The sequence below is a fragment of the Nocardioides epinepheli genome (assembly GCF_037936805.1).
Taxonomy (GTDB): Bacteria; Actinomycetota; Actinomycetes; order Propionibacteriales; family Nocardioidaceae; genus Nocardioides.
The window spans coordinates 25,421-47,689 of record NZ_JBBMMC010000017.1; the positions used below are offsets into that span (position 1 = coordinate 25,421).

At 71.3% G+C, this 22,269-nt stretch carries 19 protein-coding genes; 5 read left to right on the forward strand and 14 right to left on the reverse strand.

Going from position 1 to position 22,269, the window contains the following annotated elements; genetic code table 11:
• Positions 1–13 precede the first annotated feature (13 nt).
• From WMR31_RS19355 to WMR31_RS19365, 3 genes are read right to left on the reverse strand one after another with little or no spacing between them, the layout of a single operon-like run.
• Positions 14–583, reverse strand: a complete 570-nt coding sequence (locus WMR31_RS19355) for a C40 family peptidase (protein WP_340540533.1) — start codon at positions 581–583, stop codon at positions 14–16.
• A complete protein-coding gene (locus WMR31_RS19360; RefSeq protein ID WP_340540534.1) occupies positions 580–1,680 on the reverse strand; it encodes a dipeptide epimerase in 1,101 nt (366 codons plus the stop codon). The genes WMR31_RS19355 and WMR31_RS19360 overlap by 4 nt, the downstream gene beginning before the upstream one ends.
• Positions 1,677–2,408: a serine hydrolase gene (locus WMR31_RS19365; protein ID WP_340540535.1), complete on the reverse strand. Its 732-nt coding sequence runs from the start codon at positions 2,406–2,408 to the stop codon at positions 1,677–1,679. The genes WMR31_RS19360 and WMR31_RS19365 overlap by 4 nt, the downstream gene beginning before the upstream one ends.
• Positions 2,409–2,493: 85 nt before the next feature.
• Between WMR31_RS19365 and WMR31_RS19370 the strand changes: the two genes are divergently transcribed.
• Positions 2,494–3,723: a CapA family protein gene (locus tag WMR31_RS19370; RefSeq protein WP_340540536.1), complete on the forward strand. Its 1,230-nt coding sequence runs from the start codon at positions 2,494–2,496 to the stop codon at positions 3,721–3,723.
• 62 nt (positions 3,724–3,785) lie between these two features.
• Here the strand turns inward: WMR31_RS19370 and WMR31_RS19375 are convergent, their stop codons facing one another.
• The 9 genes from WMR31_RS19375 to groES form a co-directional block, all read right to left on the reverse strand.
• Positions 3,786–5,732, reverse strand: coding sequence for a PPC domain-containing protein (locus WMR31_RS19375; RefSeq protein WP_340540537.1), 1,947 nt, complete (start codon positions 5,730–5,732; stop codon positions 3,786–3,788).
• 209 nt (positions 5,733–5,941) lie between these two features.
• The gene (locus WMR31_RS19380; RefSeq protein ID WP_340540538.1) at positions 5,942–7,051 is read right to left on the reverse strand and encodes a GuaB3 family IMP dehydrogenase-related protein; all 1,110 of its coding nucleotides are present in this window, start codon (positions 7,049–7,051) and stop codon (positions 5,942–5,944) included.
• A gap of 34 nt (positions 7,052–7,085) precedes the next feature.
• Positions 7,086–7,553, reverse strand: coding sequence for a ribonuclease HI (gene rnhA / locus WMR31_RS19385; protein WP_340540539.1), 468 nt, complete (start codon positions 7,551–7,553; stop codon positions 7,086–7,088).
• On the reverse strand, positions 7,550–9,052 hold the full coding sequence (gene guaB / locus WMR31_RS19390) for an IMP dehydrogenase (RefSeq protein ID WP_340540540.1): 1,503 nt from the start codon (positions 9,050–9,052) through the stop codon (positions 7,550–7,552). The genes rnhA and guaB overlap by 4 nt, the downstream gene beginning before the upstream one ends.
• Positions 9,053–9,093: 41 nt before the next feature.
• Positions 9,094–10,239 (reverse strand): beta propeller repeat protein, encoded by a 1,146-nt coding sequence (locus tag WMR31_RS19395; RefSeq protein ID WP_340540541.1) that lies wholly within the window; start codon positions 10,237–10,239, stop codon positions 9,094–9,096.
• A gap of 20 nt (positions 10,240–10,259) precedes the next feature.
• Positions 10,260–11,333 carry a WD40/YVTN/BNR-like repeat-containing protein gene (locus tag WMR31_RS19400; protein ID WP_340540542.1) on the reverse strand — a complete coding sequence of 358 codons (1,074 nt, stop codon included), beginning with the start codon at positions 11,331–11,333 and terminating at the stop codon, positions 10,260–10,262.
• 143 nt (positions 11,334–11,476) lie between these two features.
• Positions 11,477–12,745, reverse strand: a complete 1,269-nt coding sequence (locus tag WMR31_RS19405; protein ID WP_340540543.1) for a multidrug effflux MFS transporter — start codon at positions 12,743–12,745, stop codon at positions 11,477–11,479.
• Positions 12,746–12,863: 118 nt separating this feature from the next.
• Positions 12,864–14,483, reverse strand: coding sequence for a chaperonin GroEL (groL, locus tag WMR31_RS19410; protein ID WP_340540544.1), 1,620 nt, complete (start codon positions 14,481–14,483; stop codon positions 12,864–12,866).
• 112 nt (positions 14,484–14,595) lie between these two features.
• Positions 14,596–14,892: a co-chaperone GroES gene (gene groES / locus WMR31_RS19415; RefSeq protein WP_340540598.1), complete on the reverse strand. Its 297-nt coding sequence runs from the start codon at positions 14,890–14,892 to the stop codon at positions 14,596–14,598.
• A gap of 236 nt (positions 14,893–15,128) precedes the next feature.
• Here groES and WMR31_RS19420 point away from each other — a divergent pair, with 236 nt between their 5' ends.
• The gene (locus tag WMR31_RS19420) at positions 15,129–16,307 is read left to right on the forward strand and encodes a class I SAM-dependent methyltransferase (RefSeq protein WP_340540545.1); all 1,179 of its coding nucleotides are present in this window, start codon (positions 15,129–15,131) and stop codon (positions 16,305–16,307) included.
• A gap of 43 nt (positions 16,308–16,350) precedes the next feature.
• The gene (locus tag WMR31_RS19425; RefSeq protein ID WP_340540546.1) at positions 16,351–18,516 is read left to right on the forward strand and encodes an MMPL family transporter; all 2,166 of its coding nucleotides are present in this window, start codon (positions 16,351–16,353) and stop codon (positions 18,514–18,516) included.
• Positions 18,517–18,610: 94 nt separating this feature from the next.
• Here the strand turns inward: WMR31_RS19425 and WMR31_RS19430 are convergent, their stop codons facing one another.
• Together WMR31_RS19430 and WMR31_RS19435 are read right to left on the reverse strand one after the other, a co-directional pair.
• Positions 18,611–19,234, reverse strand: a complete 624-nt coding sequence (locus tag WMR31_RS19430; protein ID WP_340540547.1) for an MBL fold metallo-hydrolase — start codon at positions 19,232–19,234, stop codon at positions 18,611–18,613.
• Complete coding sequence (locus WMR31_RS19435) at positions 19,234–20,334, reverse strand: S-(hydroxymethyl)mycothiol dehydrogenase (protein ID WP_340540548.1); 1,101 nt, start codon at positions 20,332–20,334, stop codon at positions 19,234–19,236. Before WMR31_RS19435 ends, WMR31_RS19430 begins: the two co-directional genes overlap by 1 nt.
• Before the next feature lie 163 nt (positions 20,335–20,497).
• Here WMR31_RS19435 and WMR31_RS19440 point away from each other — a divergent pair, with 163 nt between their 5' ends.
• Together WMR31_RS19440 and WMR31_RS19445 are read left to right on the forward strand one after the other, a co-directional pair.
• Positions 20,498–21,070, forward strand: coding sequence for a SigE family RNA polymerase sigma factor (locus WMR31_RS19440; RefSeq protein ID WP_340540549.1), 573 nt, complete (start codon positions 20,498–20,500; stop codon positions 21,068–21,070).
• Positions 21,067–22,269, forward strand: coding sequence for a hypothetical protein (locus tag WMR31_RS19445; protein WP_340540550.1), 1,203 nt, complete (start codon positions 21,067–21,069; stop codon positions 22,267–22,269). Before WMR31_RS19440 ends, WMR31_RS19445 begins: the two co-directional genes overlap by 4 nt.

Consider the following 22,269-nt stretch of genomic DNA (forward strand, 5'->3'; position numbering starts at 1 on the left):
GTCGCACCTTCGCTCAGAACCGCCCTGCCGCGACCAGCGTCGCGCGGCGCTCGTCGGGGAGCTCCTCCTCGACGACGTAGCGGCGCGGGCCGGAGTCGGGGGCGTGGAGCATCACGCCGGGGGCGGTGACGAAGCCGACGTGGGTGATCCGGGTGCCCGGTCCGTCCTTGGCGAAGAACCACAGGTCGCCGGGGCGCTCCTCGCCCAGCTCGACCTTGGCGCAGGTGGCGGCCTGGTCGAAGGCGTCGCGGGGCACCTCGGTGCCGACGGCGCGGAAGCTGGCGTGCACGAGGCCGGAGCAGTCGATGCCGTCGTGGGTGAGGCCGCCCCACACGTACGGCGTGCCGAGATAGGTGCGGGCGATCTCGACGACGCTGTCCTCGTCGTGGGCGAGGTCGGCGGCCAGCGCCCAGCCGGGATAGCCCATCGGGTCCTTCGACGACCACTGACCGGGCACGGTGACCTTGAGCCAGTCGCCCTCGCGGTCGTGCACCTCGACCCGCTCGCCGGCCAGCACCTGGGTCACCTGCTCGGCATCGGCGGCCGGACCTGCCAGCACTGCGGTGACTCGGATCGCTCTCATGGCTGCACTCCTTCGATACCCAGACCCGGGCGGTCGGGCAGGATCAGGCGGTCGCCGGCGTAGACCGGCCCACCGTCGTAGGGCGACGCCGTGGCCCACCACGCGGCGTCGAGGTCGGGCAGGCTCGTCGTGCCGACGGCCGCGACGAGGGACGCCGCCGCGCCCACGCCGATGTGCGACTCCATCATCGAGCCGACGAAGGTGCCGAAGTCGTGGAGCCGAGCGACGCGCAGCAGCTCCAGGGCGGGCGTGAGACCACCGCACTTGGAGAGCTTGACGTTGACCAGGTCGGCGGCATCGAGCCGGATGATCTCCACCAGGTCCTCGAGCGTGAACAGCGACTCGTCGGCCATCACCGGGGTCTCGACGTGGGCGGTGACATGGGCCAGGCCCAGGACGTCGCGGGCCGGCACCGGCTGCTCCACCACCTCGACGTCGGTGCCCGCGTCTTCGAGAGCGGTGATCACTCGGATCGCCTCGAAGGCGTCCCAGCCCTGGTTGGCGTCGAGCCGGATCGCGACCCCGGCCCCGACAGCCTCGCGGACGGCGCGGACCCGGCCGAGGTCGCCGGCGGCGTCGGTGCCCACCTTGAGCTTGAGGGTGCCGAACCCGTCGGCCACCCGCGCCACCGCGGCTTTCGCGAGCTCGTCGGGCGTGCCGGCGGCGAGCGTGACGTCGGTCGGCACCTCGGTCGCGGGCGGCTCGCTCACGCCCGCGAACGCCGCCAGGTGGGCGGCCAGGGTCACCCCCGCGCGCCGGGCGGCGAGGTCGTGCAGCGCGATGTCGGCGGCCATCTTCGCCGAGCGGTTGCCCACCACGCAGTCCTGGATGACCGAGGCCGTCTCCCGCGGGTCGGCGGACCGGCCGACGATCGCCTCGGCGATCGGCCCGTCCAGACAGGCCTGCGAGCCGGCGAGCGAGTCGCCGGTCACCTGCCACACCTGCGGCGCCTCCCCCCAGCCGACCGCGCCGTCGTCGTCGACGAGCTCGACCAGCACCGTCTCGATGGTCTCGGTCCGGCGCAGCGCGGTGACGAACGGCGTGTGCAGCGGTACCGACAGACGACGGGTGCGGAGCTGTGCGATCCGGCCGCTCACGGGCGGCGCTCCCAGGCCTCGGCCGCCAGTGCGGCGATCCGTCGCTCGGCGTCCTCGTGGCTGTCGAGACCTCGGGTGAGCACGACCAGGCCGAACGGCTCGCCCGCGACCGGGCGGATGATCGCCACGTCGTGGGTGAACTCCTCCATCCAGCCGGTCTTGTTCGCCACCAGCGGCCCCGCGGGCAGCCCGGCCGGGATGCCGGCGCGGTACTGCTGGTCGCGCATCACCTCCTCCACGCCCGGGGGAAGGTGCTGGAGGATGCGAGCCAGGTCGCGGGCGGTGACGTCGTTGGCGAGGCCCGCGTCACGCGCCGCGAGATCGCCGATCCCCCGGCCGATGGCGGTGCGCTCGCTGCAGCCGGCCGCGGCGAGGACCTCCTGCACCGCCGCGATCCCGGTCTCCTCCAGCAGCAGGTTGGTCGCGATGTTGCTGGAGTCGATGATCGCGCGACGCCGGAGCTCGCGCAGCGAGAGGCTCTCGCCGAGCGCGTCCCAGGTCGGCTCGTCCTGGTCGTCCTCGCGCAGGATCGTGAAGCGGCCGCCGACGGCCGACTCGAAGTCGTCGTGGACGGGTACCGACCGGTCCAGGTCGATCCGCTCGGCGGCGATCGCGAGCGGCACCTTCATCAGGCTCGCGGCGTAGAACGGCTCGTCGGCGTCCTGCTCCCACCAGCTCGGCGCTCCCGGCTCGATCCCACCGGCCCACCATGCGACGAGTTCTCCCACGCCCCAAGCCTAAGGACGCCGCGCGCGGTCTAGACGAGGGGGCGTCCAGGACAACCAGTCGCCCCGTTCGTGCGTCTTCCTTGATGTGAGCCCCCACCGCCTACTGGCGTGCGCCGTGCTGGCGGTCTGCGCGGTGCTGGCGACGCTCGGGGCTCCGCCACCACTCCCCACGGCCGCCGGCGAGCCGCCCGACCGCCCGGTACTCGTCCTCGCCGACCAGAGCACGCCGCTGCGCGACGATCCGGCCCCCCAGGCTCCGCCGGCACCCGCGCCTGCACGAGAGCCCCGCACCCTCAGCCTCGTGATGGGCGGCGACCTGCTCTGGCACAACACGGTGTGGCAGAGCGCGGCCGCCGACGCCGAGGCCACGGGCAGCGCCGGACGCTACGACTTCGACCCCATGTTCGCCGAGCTGCGGCCCTTGATCCGCGATGCCGACCTGGCGTTGTGCCACGAGGAGGTGCCGTTCGCGCGGCCGGGTCAGCCGCTCCAGAGCTATCCCGTCTTCGCCGCACCACGCGAGGTCGCCCCGTGGCTGGCCTCGATGGGGTTCGACGGCTGCACGACCGCCTCGAACCACGCCGTCGACCAGGGCTGGGAGGGCCTGCGCTACACCGCCGACCAGCTCGACCGCCACGGCGTGACGCCGATCGGCACGTTCCGCAGCGCGGCCGAGCGACGTCGTCCGGTCATCCTGACCAGCGCCGACGGCGTCAGCGTGGGTGTCGTCGCCGGCACCTACGGCCTCAACGGCTTCCCGTTGCCCGAGGGGCGTCCGTGGTCGGTCTCGATGTGGGACGCCGACAACCTCCTCTCCCAGGCCCGGCGCGCCCGGCGCGCGGGGGCCGACATCGTCGTGGTGCACCTGCACGGCGGCACCGAGTACGACCACCTGCCGACCGCGGAGCAGGAGGCGCTGGTCGAGCGACTCACCCGCTCCCCCGACGTCGACCTCGTGCTGGGCGAGCACGCCCACGTCGTCCAGCCGATCACGAGGGTGAACGGGAAGTGGGTGGTCTACGGCATGGGCAACATGGTCGCCCAGCAGGAGACGTCGCGCAGTGCGACCTACGAGGGGATCGTGGTCCGCTTCGTCTTCGTCGAGCGACCCGACGGGAGCTTCACGGTCCGCCGCGCCGCGTACGTGCCGACGACGTGGAACGCCTACGGCGTCGGTGGACCGATCCGGGTCCGGCGGATCTCCACCGCCCTCGCCGACGCCCGAGCCGACCGCTCTCGGCTGCTCGCCGCGCGCGCATCCATCCGCGCGGCGGTGAACGGCCTCGGACGGCCGCCCGGGCTTCACGAGGGCTGATCCGGGAACACCACGGCCCGGGACCGCCGAAGCAGTCCCGGGCCGCGAGTGGGGCTACGGCGTCAGAGCCTGGGGTAGGCCCAGGCGCTGACGTTCTGGCTGTCCTCGGTGCCGGTGAAGCCCTCGGCCGGGGAGTAGTGGTCCTCGACGAAGCGGACGTTCGGGTCGTCGGCGGTGCCGCCGATGCCGTCGGGTCCGACGCCGTAGAGGTTCTGGAAGTTGGCCCCGCCGGAGTCCATCAGGTTGACGATCTCCGACATGTTGTCGGTGTGGTAGTTGCCGATCAGGTGGCCGATCTCGTGGGCGGTGACATTGCCCAGCGCGCCGGCGACGAACTTCTCGCGGTCACTGGACGCCTTGAGATAGGTGTTGAAGGACGTGCTCGGCCCGCTCGCCGCGCTCACCACGTCGAGGAGCACGATCGCGGAGTCCTCGTGGCCGTAGTTGCCCGGGTCGATGTACTGCGCGATGCCGATGGTGTTGATGCCGGACTCGGCGATCGTCCCGCTCACGTAGATCCGCGACACGTTGGGCTTGCCGATCAGCTCGGGGTGCGCGCGGGTGGTGGTGACGGTGACCTTCGGGTCGTTCAGGCCGCCGTCGCCGGTCTCCTCCAGGTTCGCCCGGACCGCGTTGGTGACCTTGTTGATCATCGCCTGCTCGCGGGCGCGGGTGATGCCCCACTTGCCGAGGAAGGCGGAGAACGGCGAGAGCTGGCTGACGCCGTAGCCGCCCCAGATGCCGGTGTTGACGCGGCCGCCCTCGAAGTCGAGCAGCACGGTGTGGGTCTTGTTGCGGTCCAGCTGGGCGCCGGGACGGTAGCCCTCGAGCTGCACCGAGTAGTTGCCGACCAGGCCGCCGACGTCGAGGACGTACCAGCCGGCCTCCTCGGCGACGTAGGCGAAGGTGGTGTTGCCGCCGCCGGGCAGCGGCGACTCCGGCGCGTAGAGCGAGGAGGCGTCCAGCCCGTTCGACCCGACCGCCTGGTCGCCGTTGGGCCGGTAGACGGTGAGTGCGTCGGCGTTGCCGTTCGCGACGCCGCCGATCACGTCGCCGGGCCGCAGCTTCACCGCGTACATGTCGCGGTCGACCCGACGCTGGGTGACGGCCAGGTTGTACGGGCCGGTGCGGGCGCCGCCGGCGCCCGATCCGCTGTCGTTCGGGTCGGCGGGGAGTGGTCCGCGCGAGGAGTAGCCCGCGACGAGCAGGTAGTAGGTGCCGTCGGCCTCCGCGGTGTACTCCAGGAGGCTGGCCACGCCGTCGCCACCGTCGTCGTCGGCCGCGACGAGCTCTCCGGCGGCGTTGTAGAGGGCGAGGATCGTGTCGGTGCTCTGCCCGGAGGTGTCGGCCACGAGCGAGAGACCGGCGGTGAGGTCGACGGAGTAGAAGTCGAAGTCGTTGGTGTTGTCACCCTCGGGACCGTGGGGCCCGTCGCCGAGCTGACCGGTCGTGGTGATCGCGGACGAGCCGGAGATCCCGGTGTCGCCGGCGAGCGGGATCGAGCCGTTGTCCTCGGGCACCGGCGGGAGTGCGGTGGGCCGCGGCGTCGCCAGGTTCGCCTGGCTGCCCAGGATCCGCACCACGTTGTTCTTGGCGGCGGCGGTGCCGAAGGCCGTGATCCGCTCGGCGTTCGCCAGCGTGTCGTTGGAGCCCGCGGTACCGGCCGGCTCCTGCTCGTCGTGGACGATCGCCGCGGCAGCGGCCGGCGTCACCGCGTTCGCCTGACGGCGTGCGGTCTTGTACTTCGCGGTGTCGACGCGACGGTCGGCCGCGGCCGACATCTTCGCGCGCCACGCGGCGTAGTCGGCCTTGGTGGCGTCCGGGACGTTGGCGAGATAGGGGTTGACGGTGAGGTCGCCGCGCGCCTTCGCGGGCGTCTTCGGTGCGACCTGCAGGCCGGCGTCCAGGGCGCGTTGCTGATCTGCCGAGACGTCCGGCGAGGCCGGTGCGGCCAAGGCGGCGCCTGAGATCACCAACGCGGTGAGGCTGAGTCCGACTGTGCCGACCATTCGAGATCGACGGCGAGCTGATGCCATTGCGTTTCCCTCCGAGATGGGTGGCCAGGGAAACCGCACCGCACGTGGACCGGCAAGGATCGACGTGGGGGACGGGCCCCCGATGGCCCGGATCTCGAACCTAGGCGAGCCGCGCAGGACGCGCTAGAGGCGTGGCCAAAACGGTTTCGACTTTTCTTGCCAACCCCGGCATCGTCGCCATCTCACCCGTCGACGACGACCTCGACACGCTGGAACTCCTTGAGCTCGGTGTAGCCGGTGGTCGCCATCGACCGGCGCAGCGCTCCGATGAGGTTCATCGTGCCGTCGGCCACGCGGGAGGGGCCGAAGAGGATCTCCTCCAAGGTGCCGATCTGGTCGAAGCGGACCCGACGCCCCCGCGGGAGCCGCTCGTGGTGGGCCTCGGCGCCCCAGTGGAAGCCGTGGCCCGGCGCGTCGCTGGCCCGCGCGAACGGCGAGCCGACCATCACCGCGTCGGCGCCACAGGCGATGGCCTTCGCGATGTCGCCGGACCGCCCGATCGACCCGTCCGCGATCACGTGGACGTAGCGACCGCCGGACTCGTCGAGGTAGTCGCGACGTGCGGCGGCGACGTCGGCGACCGCGCTGGCCATCGGGACGGCGACGCCCAGCACGCTGCGGGTGGTGTGGGCCGCTCCCCCGCCGAAGCCCACCAGGACGCCGGCGGCACCGGTCCGCATGAGGTGCAGCGCGGCCTGGTGGGTGGCGCATCCGCCGACGATGACCGGCACGTCGAGCTCGTAGATGAACTCCTTGAGGTTCAAGGGCTCGGCCTGGCTGGAGACGTGCTCGGCGCTCACCGTGGTTCCGCGGATCACGAACATGTCGACGCCGGCGTCGACCACCACCTTGGCGAACTCCTTGGTGCGCTGCGGTGAGAGGGAGCCGGCGACGGTGACGCCGGCCGCGCGCATCTCGCGCAGTCGCTCGGTGACGAGCTCGGGCTTGACCGGCTCGGTGTAGATCTCCTGCATCCGCGCGGTCGCGTCGATCCCCTCGAGGTCGGCGACCTCGGCGAGCAGGTCGCTGGGGTCCTCGTAGCGGGTCCACAGGCCCTCGAGGTTGAGGACGCCGAGACCGCCGAGCTTGCCGAGCGCGATCGCGGTGGCCGGCGACATGACCGAGTCCATCGGCGCGGCGAGCACCGGCAGCGAGAACCGGTAGGCGTCGATCTGCCAGTCGAGATTGACCTCCTGCGGGTCGCGGGTGCGCCGCGAGGGCACGATCGCGATGTCGTCGAAGGCGTAGGCACGGCGGGCCCGCTTGGCCTGGCCGATCTGGATCTCGGTCATGGCCGCAGTTTCCCACGCGGCCGGGGCACTCGGTTCAGCCGGTCTCAGCCGCGGCGACCGCCTCGCGGAGCCCGCGAGCCGCGAGCCGGTCGGCCCGCTCGTTGCCAGGCGTACCGGCGTGACCCTTGACCCAGTGCCAGGCGACGTCGTGCTCGGCACAGGCGGTCACCAGCCGCTGCCACAGGTCGACGTTCTTCACCGGCTGCTTCGACGAGGTCCGCCAGCCGTTGCTCGCCCAGCCGTGCACCCACTTGGTGATGCCGTTTCGGACGTAGACGCTGTCGGTGTAGAGCTGCACCGCCGAGCGCCGGCTGAGCCGTTCGAGCGCCATGATCGGCGCCATCAGCTCCATCCGGTTGTTCGTGGTGGTCTCGGCCTCCCCGCCGCACAGGTCGAGCTCGTGGTCGCCGTAGCGCAGGAACGCACCCCAGCCTCCCGGACCGGGGTTCGGCACGCAGGCGCCGTCTGTGTAGACGACGACCTGGGTCACCGGGTCGGTCACGACCCGGAGTAGTTCGGCGCCTCGACGGTCATCTGGACGCCGTGCGGGTGGCTCTCGGCGAGCGAGGCGGAGGTGATCCGCACGAACCGGCCGCGGTCCTGGAGCTCGGGGATGGTCCGGGCGCCGACGTAGAACATCGACTGGTTGAGGCCGCCGATGAGCTGGTGGGCCACCGCCGACAGCGGGCCACGGAAGGCGACCTGGCCCTCGATGCCCTCGGGCACGATCTGGTCGTCGCTGGTGACCTCGGCCTGGAAGTAGCGGTCCTTGGAGTAGGACTTCCTGCCGCGGCTGGACATCGCGCCGAGCGAGCCCATGCCGCGGTAGGACTTGAACTGCTTGCCGTTGACGAACACCAGGTCGCCCGGCGACTCCTCGCAGCCGGCGAGCAGCGAGCCGACCATGACGCTGTCCGCGCCTGCGACCAGGGCCTTGGCGATCTCGCCGGAGTGCTTCATGCCGCCGTCGGCGATCACCGGGACGCCGGCCGGCTTGGCGGCCAGCGAGGCCTCGTAGATGGCGGTGATCTGCGGGACCCCGACGCCGGTGACGACGCGGGTGGTGCAGATCGAGCCGGGACCGACGCCGACCTTGATCGCGTCGGCGCCGGCGTCGACGAAGGCCTGGGCGCCCTCGCGGGTGGCGACGTTGCCGCCGATCACCTGCACGTGCGAGGTGGCCGGGTCGGTCTTGAGCCGCTTGACCATGTCGAGCAGCATCCGCACGTTGCCGTGGGCGGTGTCGGCGACGAGCACGTCGACGCCCGCCTCGACCAGCGTGGTCGCGCGCAGCCAGGCGTCGCCGAAGTAGCCGATGGCGGCGCCGACCATCAGGCGGCCGTGGTCGTCGTTGGAGGCCAGCGGGAACTGCTCGCCCTTGACGAAGTCCTTGACGGTGATGAGTCCGCCGAGCCGGCCCTGGTCGTCGACAAGCGGCAGCCGCTCGCGCTTGTGCTGGCGCAGCAGGAGGGTGGCGTCCTCGCGGGAGATCCCGACCGGGCCGGTGACCAGCGGCATGGGCGACATCACCTCCTCGACCTTCGTGGTCGACCACTCCGCCACCGGCGTGAAGCGCAGGTCGCGGTTGGTGCAGATGCCGAGCAGGCGGTTGTCGGCGTCGACCACGGGGAGCCCGGAGACGCGGTACTCGCCGCAGAGCCGGTCGAGCTCCTCCAGGGTCGCGTCGGGGCCGATGGTGACCGGGTTGGAGATGATCCCGGTCTGGGTCCGCTTCACCAGGTCGACCTGGTAGGCCTGGTCCTCGATCGACAGGTTGCGGTGCAGGACGCCGAGCCCGCCCTGGCGCGCCATCGCGATGGCCATGCGCGACTCGGTGACGGTGTCCATGGCCGCGCTGAGGATCGGCACCCGGATGCTGATCTCGCGGGTCAGCCGGGTCGTGGTGTCGATCTCGTCTGGCGCGAGGTCGGAGTGCCCCGGCAGGAGCAGCACATCGTCGTAGGTGAGACCGAGGGCGGCGAACTTCTCAGGAACCTCCACGAGCCAAGCCTACGGCGTGGCGACGACCACACCCGGATGGGTCAGTTGTGGCCGACGCGTCCGCCGCTGCCTGCGGCCCAGCAGGTCGCGCCCGCGCAGTCGACGGTGTGGTAGCCGAGGTCGCTGACCCGCGTCCAGGACGCGCCGGCGTCGGTGCTGAGACTCGACCCCACCGACAGTCCGACGTCGCCGGTACTGATCGCGACCTGGCCGTCGGCCGCGCCGGCGAAGCCGCTGAGGAGGGCGACGTCCTCGGACACGTGGGTCGTGCCCGTGGACACCTCCCACCGTCGCCCGTCGCGAGTGAAGGACGCCGCCTCGGCGTGCTGACCGGAGTCGGCCTGGTCGCCCCCGACCACGATGCCCTGCCGCGGCGAGGCGAAGGCGCCGGCGGCGCCGCCGCCGGTGGCGCCGGCCCGGAGCCGGGAGGGCGTCGCCGTCCACGTCGACCCGTAGTCGTCGGAGCGCAGCACGCGCGGTGTCTCCCCGCTGGTGATGACGAAGGCCGAGTCGTCGACGGTCACCAGGCAGCCGCCGCCGACCGCCTCGACCCGGTCGAGCACCGCCGGGACGATGCCGCCGGCAGGTGGGAGGCGCCACGACTCCCCGGCGTCGTCGGTCAGGAGGATCCGGAAGCCACCGTCGCCGGCAGGTCCGCTGGTCAGGGAGGCGACCGCGAGTCCGCGTCGTCCGTCGGGGTAGAGGTCCAGGCACGCGTAGAACGCGTCGTCGTCGTCGTTGCGGAACGTCGTGGCCCACGAGGCGCCGCCGTCGCTGGAGCGCAGGATCCTCGAGTTCTGTCCGTAGCCGACGGCCAGCACGTGGGCCACGCCGTCGTGCACCTCGACCTCGCGGAAGCTCAGACCCGCGGAGTCGGGGGGCGTCACGTCGTCCCACGTCTCGCCGCCGTCGGTGGTCCGCAGCACCTGTGGCCGGTCGCCCTCGACGTCCTCGCCGGCGACCCAGGCCTCGCTGTCGCTGACGGCCGCCAGGCCACGGAAGTCCTGGCTCGCCTCGACCACGGTCTCCTCCCACCCGGCGGCGAACGGGTCGACGGCGCCCGGGCCGTCGTCCGCGGGCGTGCTCGGCTCGTCGTCGGGCTTGTCCTGCCCGTCGCAGGCGGCGAGGGCGAGTGCCACCAGCAAGGCCAGCCAGGAGAGGAGGACGCTACGGACACCGGGTCGCAATGGCGCACCGTCCTCCGCTGCTAGTTGTGTCCGACCCGTCCCCTGCTGCCGGCAGCCCAGCAGACACCGCTGACGCAGTCGATCGCGTGATAGCCCAGGTCGCTGACCCGGCGCCAGGTCGCTCCCCCGTCGAGGGTGAGGCTGGTGCCGGCCGACCCACCGTAGTCGCCGGTCGCGACTGCGACCTTCCAGCCCCGGACGTAGGCGACGTCCTCCCCGATGTGGGTCAGGTCGATGCCGCCGGTCCAGGTCCGGCCGTCTCTGGTGTAGGCGACGACGTCGGTGTGGTCGGTGGCGTCGGCGAAGTCACCGCCGACCGCGATGCCGTGCCGCGAGGAGGCGAACGCGCCTGCGAAGCCGCCGGCGGACTCCCCTGCCGGGATCCCCGATTCGGTGGCCGTCCAGGTACGGCCGCGGTCGTCGGAGCGCAGGATCCGCGACTTCGCGCCGCCGGTGACGAGGAACGCCGAGAGCCCGGCGGTGACCAGGCAGTCGCCGCTGGCGGCGAAGCCGAACTCGTCGGCAGAGTCGGGCATGCCGGCGTTCGGGAGCACCGACCACGACCGGCCGGCGTCGTCGGTGGCGAGGATGCGCAGCTTCCCGTCGACCGGATCGCTCACGGCGAGGCCGTGGCGGCCGCCGGGGTAGAACGCCATGCAGTCGTAGAAGGCGGCCTCGTCGGTGTTGCGGAAGGACTCGGTCCACGAGGCGCCGCCGTCGGTGGAGCGGTAGATCCGCGAGTCCTCCCCGGGACCGATCGCCAGCACGTGCGCCACCCGGCCCTCGACCTCGACGTCGCGGAAGGAGAGCCCGACGGTGTCCGGCGGGCTGACGTCGCGCCAGCGCCGGCCGCCGTCGGTGGTGCGGAAGACCCGCGCGGCGCCGTCGCTGAGGCTCTCGCCGGTGACCCACGCCTCCCGCTTGCTCACCGCGTCGAGCCCGCGGAGGTTCTGGTCGGCGTCGATCACCGACTCACGCCAGCCGTGGGCGAACGGGTCGGCCGAATGACCGTGGCCGCCGCCGGCGTCGGCCGGCACGGCAGCCAGGGGAAGCATGAGGGCGAGGGCTGGCACGAGAAGGGCTCCGAGTCGCATCCGCTCACCTTCCTCGCCGCCCACGGAGATGTCCAGGGACCCGCCGGAGGTTGAGCAAGCGAGCGACAGCCAGCGAGCGCTGATTGATCGAACCCCGGCAACCGTCCCTGCCAACGCTCCCGAGCTGGGTTGCGCGGCAGCGGTTACAGCGAGTCGGTGGGAGCGAGCGACTCCGGGACCGACGCCGCCTCGTGGCGCGCACGCAGGCCCAGCAGCACGTGGAGGGTCCACAGCGAGAGGCCGACCGCGATCAGGACCAAGGCGGCCAGGGCCATGGTGAGCACCGAGTCGGTGACCCGGGGCGCCACCAGGGCCGCGATGAGCGCGTTGAGCACGAGGGTGAAGAAGGTGAACATCGAGACCGCGGAGCCGCGCAGCGCCGGGAACATGTCGAGCAGGATCAGCTGCTGCGAGGGGTAGGCCGCGCCCGAGCCGGCCGCGATGAGGGCCGGGCCGATGACCGCCCAGGGCAGCTCGCCGCTGGTCGCCGGGAGCGCGGCGAGCAGCACGTTCACCCCCGCGCCGAACAGCGCGAAGGTCATGCCCGCCGAGATGAGCACGCCCCGGCGTACCCGTCCGGCCGTGCGGCCGCTGACCCAGGCACCGGTCATCAGGCCGATGATCATCGGCACGAAGAAGACCCAGAAGTCGAGCTCGCCCAGGCCGAGCAGATCGACCACGAAGATCGGCGCGGCGCCGATGTAGAGGAACTGCCCCGCGAAGCCGAAGGCGGCGCCCCAGGCCACCAGGTGGAACCTCGGGCTCCTGCCGATGTCGGCCAGGCTGGCGACCAGTGAGCCCACGGAGAAGGGGATCCGCCGCTCCGGCGGGTGAGTCTCCGGGAGCAGCGTGATCACGACGACGGCGAGCAGCCCACCCACCGCGGCGAGGAACCAGAAGATCAGCGGCCAGGGACCCAGCTGGAGCAGCAGGCCGCCGACGATCGGCGCGACCGCGGGCGCGACGCCGAAGATCAGCATCACCCGCGACATCAGGCGCTGGGCCTGGTCGCCGTCGTACAGGTCGCGGACCACGGTGCGGCTCACGATCACGCCCCCGCCCGCGCTGAGACCCTGGAGGACTCGGAACACCAGCAGCATCGGCAGCGACTGCGACAGGGCGCAGCCGATGGAGGCGAGGGCGAACACACCGACGCCACCGACCATGACCTTGCGGCGGCCGATCGCGTCCGAGAGCGGTCCGTGGAACGGGCTCATCAACCCGAACGCCAACAGGTAGGCGCTGACCACCAGCTGCATCGAGCCCTTGTCGGCGGAGAACTCCTCACCCATGCTCTTGAACGCCGGGAACGGGGTGTCGATGGCGAACGGGCCGAGCATCGACAGCAGCGCGAGCACTACTGGGAGCAGGACGAGTGAGCGCCGCTCTGCCACGCTCACCTTCTGATGCACCGACTCATCCTCTCAGTCGCGCGTTAGCCCGCCTGCCCGGGGCCCAACAGCGCAACGGCCCGCCGCGGAGATCCGCGACGGGCCGTTCGAGGCTGATCAGAGGATCAGCGGGGGTCGATCAGTGGCCGTGGCCGTGACCGTGGCCGGTGTCGGCCTCGTCCTCGTCCTCGGGCTTGTCGACGACGAGCGTCTCGGTCGTGAGCAGCATCGCCGCGATCGAGGTGGCGTTCACCAGCGCGGAGCGGGTGACCTTGACCGGGTCGATGACGCCCTGGGCGATCAGGTCGCCGTACTCGTCGGTGGCCGCGTTGTAGCCGAAGCCAGGACCCTGCTCCTTGACCTTGGTGGTGACGACGTAGCCGTTCTCGCCGCCGTTCTCGGCGATCCAGCGCAGCGGCTCCACCATCGAGCGACGCACGACGCGAACGCCGGTGCCCTCGTCCTCCTTGAGGCCGAGGTCGTCGTCGAGCACCGTGGAGGCGTGGATGAGGGCCGAGCCGCCGCCGGCGACGATGCCCTCCTCGATGGCCGCACGGGTGGCGGACACGGCGTCCTCGATGCGGTGCTTCTTCTCCTTCAGCTCCACCTCGGTGGCCGCGCCGACCTTGATGACGCAGACGCCGCCGGCGAGCTTGGCCAGACGCTCCTGGAGCTTCTCGCGGTCCCAGTCGGAGTCGGTGTTCTCGATCTCGGCCTTGATCTGGTTGACGCGGGCCTCGACCTTGGCGGGGTCGCCGCCGCCGTCGACGATCGTGGTGTCGTCCTTGGTGACCACGACGCGACGAGCGGTGCCGAGCACCTCGAGGCCGACCTGGTCGAGCTTGAGACCGACCTCGGGGGCCACGACGGTGGCGCCGGTGAGGATCGCGATGTCCTCGAGCATGGCCTTGCGGCGGTCACCGAAGGCGGGCGCCTTGACCGCGACGGCGTTGAACGTGCCGCGGATCTTGTTGACCACCAGCGTCGAGAGGGCCTCGCCGTCGACGTCCTCGGCGATGATGAACAGCGGCTTGCCGGACTGGATGACCTTCTCCAGCAGCGGCAGCAGGTCCTGGATCGAGGAGATCTTGCCCTGGTTGAGCAGGATGTAGGGCTCGTCGAGGACGGCCTCCATCCGCTCGGGGTCGGTGACGAAGTACTGGCTGATGTAGCCCTTGTCGAACTGCATCCCCTCGGTGAACTCGAGCTCGGTGCCCATGGTGTTGGACTCCTCGACCGTGATCACGCCGTCCTTGCCGACCTTGTCGAAGGCGTCGGCGAGCAGGTTGCCGATGTGCTCGTCGCGGCTGGAGATGGTGGCGACCGAGGCCATGTCCTCGCGGGTCTCGATCTCGCGGGCCGACTTGAGCAGCTCCTCGGAGACCGCCTGGGCGGCCTGGTCCATGCCACGCTTGAGGCCCATCGGGTTGGCGCCGGCAGCGACCGCGCGCAGGCCCTCGTGGACCATCGCCTGGGCGAGCACCGTGGCGGTGGTGGTGCCGTCGCCGGCGATGTCGTTGGTCTTGGTCGCGACCTCCTTGGTGAGCTGCGCGCCGAGGTTCTCGAACGGGTCGTCGAGCTCGACCTCACGGGCGACGGTGACGCCGTCGTTGGTGATGGTCGGCGCGCCCCACTTCTTGTCGAGGACGACGTAGCGGCCCTTGGGGCCGAGGGTGACCTTGACGGCGTCGGCGAGCGCGTCGACACCGCGCTCGAGCGAACGCCGGGCGTTCTCGTCGAACTCCAGGATCTTGGGCATCTGGGTGGTGCTCCTTGCCGGATTGGTTCGGGTGGTGACTTGGGGTGGTTCGGGGCCGAACACGAAACGGCGCGAGGGTGCTCGCGCCGTTTCGGTCAGGACATGTGGTGCGTCAGGAGACGATCGCGAGCACGTCGCGCGCCGAGAGGATCAGGTACTCCTCGCCGCCGTACTTGACCTCGGTGCCGCCGTACTTGCTGTAGATGACCTTGTCGCCGACCGAGACGTCGAGCGGGATGCGGTCGTCGCCGTCCTCGTTGAAGCGGCCGGGGCCGACCGCCACGACCTCGCCCTCCTGGGGCTTCTCCTTGGCGGTGTCCGGGATGACCAGGCCGGAGGCGGTGGTCTGCTCGGCCTCGAGGGCCTTGACGACGATCCGGTCCTCGAGAGGCTTGATGTTGACCGACACGATGTCGACCTCCACTTTCCTTGGTTGCGCGTGGGATTCGCGTGGGTTGTGGGCTCACGTGGTGGGCTTGCTCCCTGGTACGCCGTCGCGGGGGTCGTACCGCTTCGCAAGCGCTGGCACCCTCAAGGCGAGAGTGCCAGTTCTGAAACTAGCACTCCCACCCAACGAGTGCCAGCCTGGCCCGTCATCGAACCGCGACGTCGCCCCTGCGACACCCCGCCTGCGAGGATTCCGCGGTGGACCTCGACGCCTTCCGATGGCTCCTGACCGACGACGGCCAGGCCCTGCTCGCCACCGCGACCGAGCTCACCTCCGACACCGCCGGCGGTCCGGCCGACGAGCTCGCCGTCCAGACCCGGCTGCGGCGAATCGCCGACCCGGCGCACGTCGCCGCGGCACTCACCCAGGCCCAGCTCCGCCGTCGCGCGGAGGCGAAGTTCGGCGACCGTGCCGCAGCGCTCTACTTCACCCCCGACGGCCTCGAGCAGGCCACCCGCGCCCCGGTGGCCCGGCACCGAGCCGGCCGGCTCACCGCGTTCGGCACCCAGAGCCTGGTCGACCTCGGCTGCGGCATCGGCGGCGACCTCATCGCCGCGGCGGAGGCCGGGATCGTCAGCGTCGGCGTGGATCTCGACCCGGTGCGGGTGGCGGTGGCCGAGGCCAACCTCGCCGCACTGGGCCTGCCTGGGGCGGTCACGGTGGCCGACGCGACCCGACTCGACCTCGCACCGTTCGACGTCGCCTTCGCCGACCCGGCCCGGCGCACCGGGACCGGGCGCACCTGGCGCCCCGAGGCCTGGACGCCGCCGTGGGAGTTCGTCGAGGGCCTGCTCGGTCGCGACGCGTGCGTGAAGGCGGCGCCGGGCATCCCGCACGACCTGGTGCCCGACGGCGTCGAGGCCGAGTGGGTGAGCGACCACGGCGAGGTGAAGGAGGCCGCGCTCTGGTCGGGCCGGCTGGCCACCGCACGCCGCCGCGCCACCGTCGTCGGCGACGGCGGCCTGGCCACCCTCACCGACGACGACGACCCCGGCGCACCGGTGCGCCCGATCGGGGAGTTCCTCTACGAACCCGACGGCGCGGTGATCCGGGCCGGCCTGGTCACCGCCGTCGCCGCCGGGGTGCACGGCGGTCTCGTCGACGAGCACATCGCCTACGTGACCTCCGACGACTCCTTCCGCACGCCGTTCGCCCGCGGCTACCGGATCCTGGAGCCACTCCCCTACCGCGAGAAGCAGTTGCGGGCCGCGCTGCGCGAGCGCGGGGTAGGCCGACTGACCATCAAGAAGCGCGGCGTCGACGTCGTGCCGGAGCAGCTGCGGCGCCGGCTCGACCTCGACGGCGACAGCGAGGCGACCCTCGTCCTCACCCGGGTCGACGGGCACGGCACGGCGCTGCTCGTGGAGCCCTTCTGAATCCGTTTCCCATCGAGCCTCGGAAGTGGTTCTCTAGGTAGCTGTGTTCACTGCACTCGGCCGGGTCGCCTCCCGGCGTCCTTGGTACGTCATCGGGGCGTGGGTGGTGCTCGCCGCCCTCGTGGTCGTCTTCGCCCCCGCCCTGCAGACCACGCAGGACGAGTCGGACTTCCTGCCCGACCATTACGAGTCGATCAAGGCCATCAACATCCAGTCCGAGGAGTTCCCCGGCGCCACGACGCCGGCGGCGATCCTGGTGTTCCAGCGCTCCGACGGCAGCAAGCTCACCGAGGCCGACCAGGCCGAGGTCGCGAAGATCGCCAAGGAGCTCGGCCCGGAGCTGGGCACCAAGACGTTCGTGCCGCAGGTCGTGGTCGCCACGCCCGACGGCGCTCCGCAGGTCTCCGAGGACGGCCTGGTCCAGCTCGGCGTCATCGGGCTCGCCGACGGCGCCACCGGCTACGACACCACGGCGTTCGACGATGCCAAGTCGCTGCGCAGCGACCTGTCCGACCTGGTGAAGGGCACCGACCTCGAGGTCCAGTCGACCGGCGCCGTGCCACAGGGCCTGGACTCGCAGGACCAGAGCGAACGGACCCTCGCGATCGTCGGCATCGCCACGATCGTGCTCATCGTCGTGCTGCTGGCCCTCATCTTCCGCAGCGTCATCATCTGCCTGATGCCGATCGTGGTCGTGGGCGTGGTGTCGGTGATCGCCAACGGCCTGATCGCGTGGGCCAACGACATCTTCGGCCTCAAGGCCGACTCCTCGGTCGAGACGATCCTCGTCGTCGTCCTCTACGGTATCGGCACCGACTACATCCTGTTCTTCCTGTTCCGCTATCGCGAGCGGCTTCGGCTCGGCGAGGACACCAGGACCGCCGTCGTCGGCGCGCTCCAGCGGGCCGGCGAGGCGATCGCCTCGGCCGGTGGCGCGGTGATCGTCGCCTTCCTCGCCCTGCTGCTGAGCTCGCTGGGCATCTTCCGGGCCATCGGCCCGGCGCTGGCGATCGCGGTGGCGGTGACCCTGGTCGCCGCGCTCACCTTGGTCCCGGCCGTCGTCACCGTCCTGGGGCGGGCGCTGTTCTGGCCCTCGAAGAAGTGGCGGCAGGAGCCGAAGGCCGCGCGCTTCGCGCGGGCCGGCGAGGCGGTCGGACGTCGTCCGGGCATCTTCGCCGCGGCCTCCGGGCTGGTCATGGTCGTGCTCGCGCTCTTCTCCCTCCAGTTCAACCCGTCCTTCGACTTCAACGCCAGCCTGCCCGAGAACGTCGAGTCCACCGAGGCGCTCAACACCTTCCAGGACCACTTCGCCGCCGGCGCCAGCGACCCGGTCCCGGTGATCGTGAAGTCCGACGACGGCGACAAGCTCGACCCGACGGCCCTGGAGAGCTACGGCGCCGCGCTGGGCAAGGCCGAGGGCGTCTCGTCGGTCTACCCGGCTCAGCTGTCCAAGGACGGCACCGCCGCCCAGATCAGCCTGGTGCTCGACCACGACACCTCCTCCGACGCCGCCCTCGCCGACGTCAAGGGACCGATCCGCGACACCGCCCACAGCGACGCCCCGCCGGGCACGACCGCGTACGTCGGCGGCACGCCGTCGGTCTTCGCCGACCTGCAGGCGGCGATGGTGCGCGACTACAAGGTGGTCTTCCCGGCGGCGGCGCTGGTGATCATGTTGATCCTCGCGCTGCTGCTGCGCAGCCTCGTCGCGCCCTGGTACCTCATGGCCGCCGTCGGCCTGGGCTTCGCGGCAACGCTGGGGGCCACCGTGATCATCTTCCAGCACCTGGCGGGCGAGAACGGCCTGATCTTCATCCTGCCGATCTACATCTATCTGTTCGTCACCGCCCTCGGCACCGACTACAACATCTTGATGGTCGCCCGCCTGCGCGAGGAGGCCCGCGAGGGCCGCAGCCCGCGCGAGGCGGCGGCGGAGGCCATCAAGCACGCCGGCCCCACCATCGCCGCAGCCGGCATCATCCTGGCCGGCACCTTCGGCTCACTGATGCTCGGCGGGCCGGGACTCTTCCGGTCGATGGGCTTCGCGCTGTCCTTCGGCATCCTGGTCGCGGCGTTCGTGATGGCGATGTTCTTCACCCCGGCCCTCACCGCCATCCTCGGCCACGCCGCCTGGTGGCCCGGCCACGGTGACGAGAAGGCTCCCACCGAGCCCGGCGAGCCCGAGTCGGCCCCCTCCCACCGAGGCTGAGGTTGTCCGACAAAAGGGATAGTCCCGGGAGTTTGGGTTGCCGAACGTGCATGACAGCAACCCGAACTCCCGGGACTATCGCCGCTACGACCCCTCAGGCGCCGTCGAGGAGGGCCTTCTCGGCACCGATGGTGGTGTCGTCGCCGTGACCGGTGTGGACGACGGTGTCCTCGGGTAGCGCGAACAGGCGCGCCCGGATGGAGGCCTCGATGGTCGGGCGGTCGCTGAAGGAGCGGCCGGTGGCGCCGGGACCGCCGTTGAACAGCGTGTCGCCGGTGAACACCGCGCCCAGGTCGGGGGCGTAGAGGCACACCGCGCCGGGCGCGTGGCCGGGCGTGTGGAGCACCTGCAGGGTCGTGCCGCCGACGTCGAGGGTGGTGCCGTCGGCGAGGTCGACGTCCCACAGGTAGTCCTCGCCGTGGGTGAGGTCCCACAGCGGCTTGTCGTCGGGGTGCAGCAGGATCGGCGCCGACACCCGCTCGCGCAGCGCCGGCGCGACCCGGCTGTGGTCGTCGTGGGCGTGGGTGAGCACGATCGCCTTGACCTTGCGGTCCCCCACGACGGCCATGATGTCCTCGACCGAGTGCGGCGCGTCGATCACGACGCACTCGGTGTCGTCGCCGATCACCCAGATGTTGTTGTCGACGTCGAAGGTCTCACCGTCGAGGGTGAAGGTGCCCGACGAGACGGCGTGGTCCACCCTGGTCGATGCAGCCATCAGAGCACCACGACCGAGCGCAGCACGTCGCCGTGGTGCATCTTCTCGAAGGCGGCCTCGATGTCCTCGATGCCGATCTCCTCGGTCACGAACGAGTCGAGGTCGAGTCGGCCCTGGCGGTACAGGTCGACCAGCATCGGGAAGTCGCGGCTGGGCAGGCAGTCGCCGTACCAGGAGGACTTCAGCGCGCCGCCGCGGCCGAACACGTCGATCAGCGGCAGGTCGGGCACCTTCATGTCCGGCGTCGGCACCCCGACCAGGACGACGGTGCCGGCCAGGTCGCGGGCGTAGAACGCCTGCTTCCAGGTCTCGGGACGCCCGACGGCCTCCACCACGACGTCGGCGCCCTCGGCACCGGGGTAGGTCTCGGCGCAGATCCGCTTGATCTCCTCGACCGGGTCGGTCTTCGAGGAGTCGACGGTGTGGGTGGCGCCCATCTTCTCGGCCTGCTCGAGCTTCTTGGGGTCGATGTCGACGGCGATGATCGGCGAGGCGCCGGCCAGCGCCGAGCCCGCGATTGCCGCCACGCCCACGCCGCCGCAGCCGATCACCGCGACCGACCTGCCGCGGGTGACCTCGCCGGTGTTGATCGCGGCACCGATGCCGGCCATCACGCCGCAGCCGAGCAGCCCGACGGCCGCCGGACGGGCGTCGGGGTCGACCTTCGTGCACTGCCCCGCCGCGACGAGGGTCTTCTCCGCGAACGCACCGATCCCCAATGCCGGGGACAGCTCGGTGCCGTCCTCGAGCGTCATCTTCTGGGTGGCGTTGTGGGTGTTGAAGCAGTACTGCAGGTCGCCGCGAGCGCACGCACGACACTCGCCACAGACCGCGCGCCAGTTGAGCACCACGAAGTCGCCGGGTGCGATCGAGGTGACGTCGGGCCCGACCGCCTCCACGATCCCCGCGGCCTCGTGACCGAGCAGGAACGGGAAGTCGTCGTTGATCCCGCCCTCTCGGTAGTGCAGGTCGGTGTGGCACACCCCGCAGGCCTGGATCTGCACCACGGCCTCGCCCGGACCGGGGTCGGGCACGTTGATGGTGACCAGCTCGACGGGCTCTCCCTTGGCCTTCGCGACCACGGCCTTGACCTGCTGCATGTGTGCTCCTCGGTTGTCACTGGGTGTGCACGGCCCATGCAACCCCATCGTGACAACCGGCGCGCCCCCCGGGGCGTGGAATGGACACGAGCGGGTACCGACGATTGCAACCTTCTCTCCCCCGTTCGCGTCTTGGGTGCGTGGAACGAGGGAAGGAGCGGCGATGCTGCTGAACAGCCGCACGAGCGCCGACACTGGTGCCATGGGCAGCGCGGGCCGCAGGGAGCGGCGCGACCGGGAGTTCACCGAGTATCTCCAGGCGCGCCAGCCGAGCCTGCTGCGCACCGCCTACCTGCTCACCGGTGACCGCAACCAGGCCGAGGACATCCTCCAGAGCTCCCTGGCCAAGCTGTACCTGGCCTGGGACAAGGTCTCCGACCGCGCCTCCACCGACGCCTACGTGCGCCGGATCATGGTCAACGAGAACAACTCGCTGTGGCGCCGGGCATGGAAGCGGCGTGAGCACGCCACCGAGGTGATCCCCGACAGCCCGCACCACGACACCTACGACGACGGTCGCGGCGCAGCGCTGTGGGACGTCGTCACCTCGCTGCCGCCGAAGGCTCGCGCCGTGGTGGTGCTGCGCTACTACGAGCAGCTCAGCGAGGCCGAGACCGCCGACGTCCTCGGCATCTCCGTCGGCACCGTGAAGTCGCAGTGCAGCCGCGCGATCGCGGCGCTGCGCGAGCGGGTTCCCGCCGACCTACACCCCGGACGACAGGAGGGGGACCGATGAACACCGAACGACCCGAGAACGACACCTGGGAGCGCGAGATGAGCAGCGAGTTCGAGCGCCGCGTCCGCGACCTCCACGAGGCCCCGCTCACCCTCGACCAGATCCGCGGCCGCGCCGGCTCCATCAAGCGCCGGCGGGCCGGGATGGTCGTCGCGGGCGTGCTCGCCACTGCGGCGCTGATCACTCCCGTCGCCCTGATCGCGGGCGGCTCCGACGACTCGCTTCAGCCTCCGGTGGCCACGCACACCCCGACCGCCAGCGACACCGCGAACGTCCAGCCGCCCGCGAACCAGGGCGATCAGGTGCCGTACCTGAGCGGCAGGAAGCTGCACCGCGCAGATGGCTCGACACTCGTGCTGCCGCAGGCCTACGAGGGCGCCACCGACCTCGGCGACCGGGTCGTCGCCTGGGCCAACAACCCTGACGAGCTCAACGAGATCACCGTCGACGTGCTCTATGTCCAGGACTCGAGGGCCGACTTCAGCGACAGCTACGCGGCAGCGCTGCCGCCGCTCACCTCGCAGGGCGGGTCCTATGTCGTGTTCGTGTCCACCGACGGTGCCCTGCAGACGGTCTGGGGCGACGGCGAGCGGGTGCTCGCCGAGGGCCTCCCCCGCTACGCGACGACCCCCGTCGCCGCGGTCGGCGAGGACTGCGCCACCGAGTGCCGCGTGTACGTGACCCTCGAGAAGGAGCAGCGCTCGGTGGCGATCGACCAGGACGGCACGCAGACCCCAGTGGCTCCGGGGAAGAGCCGGGTGAGCGCGGCGTCCGCCAATGGTGAGGTCGTGGCGGTGATCCGGTTCGTCGACGACTTCACCGCGTGCAGCGAGGTCCTCGACACCCGGACCGGTGCCGTGGTGGTGCCGGAGACGTGCGACTACCGCTTCGACGACATCAGCCCCGACGGCGAGCACCTGCTCGCGGTCGACCCACAGACCGACGGCTTCGGCCCAGCCCAGGTCACCGTGCTCGACCGGGACCTGAACAAGGTGGCCACCGTCGACACCACGAGGAGCCAGGGCATCGGCGGCTATCGCTTCCTCGACGACCAGACCGTCGTGGCGAGCATCTACGACTTCGGCTCCGTCACGTGGAAGCTGGTCACCCTCGACCTTGCCGAGGGCGGCCCGGTGCAGACGGTGCTCGGGCCGTTGCCCGGTTCCGACCTCGATCCGCCCTTCCTCCTGGCCGACTGA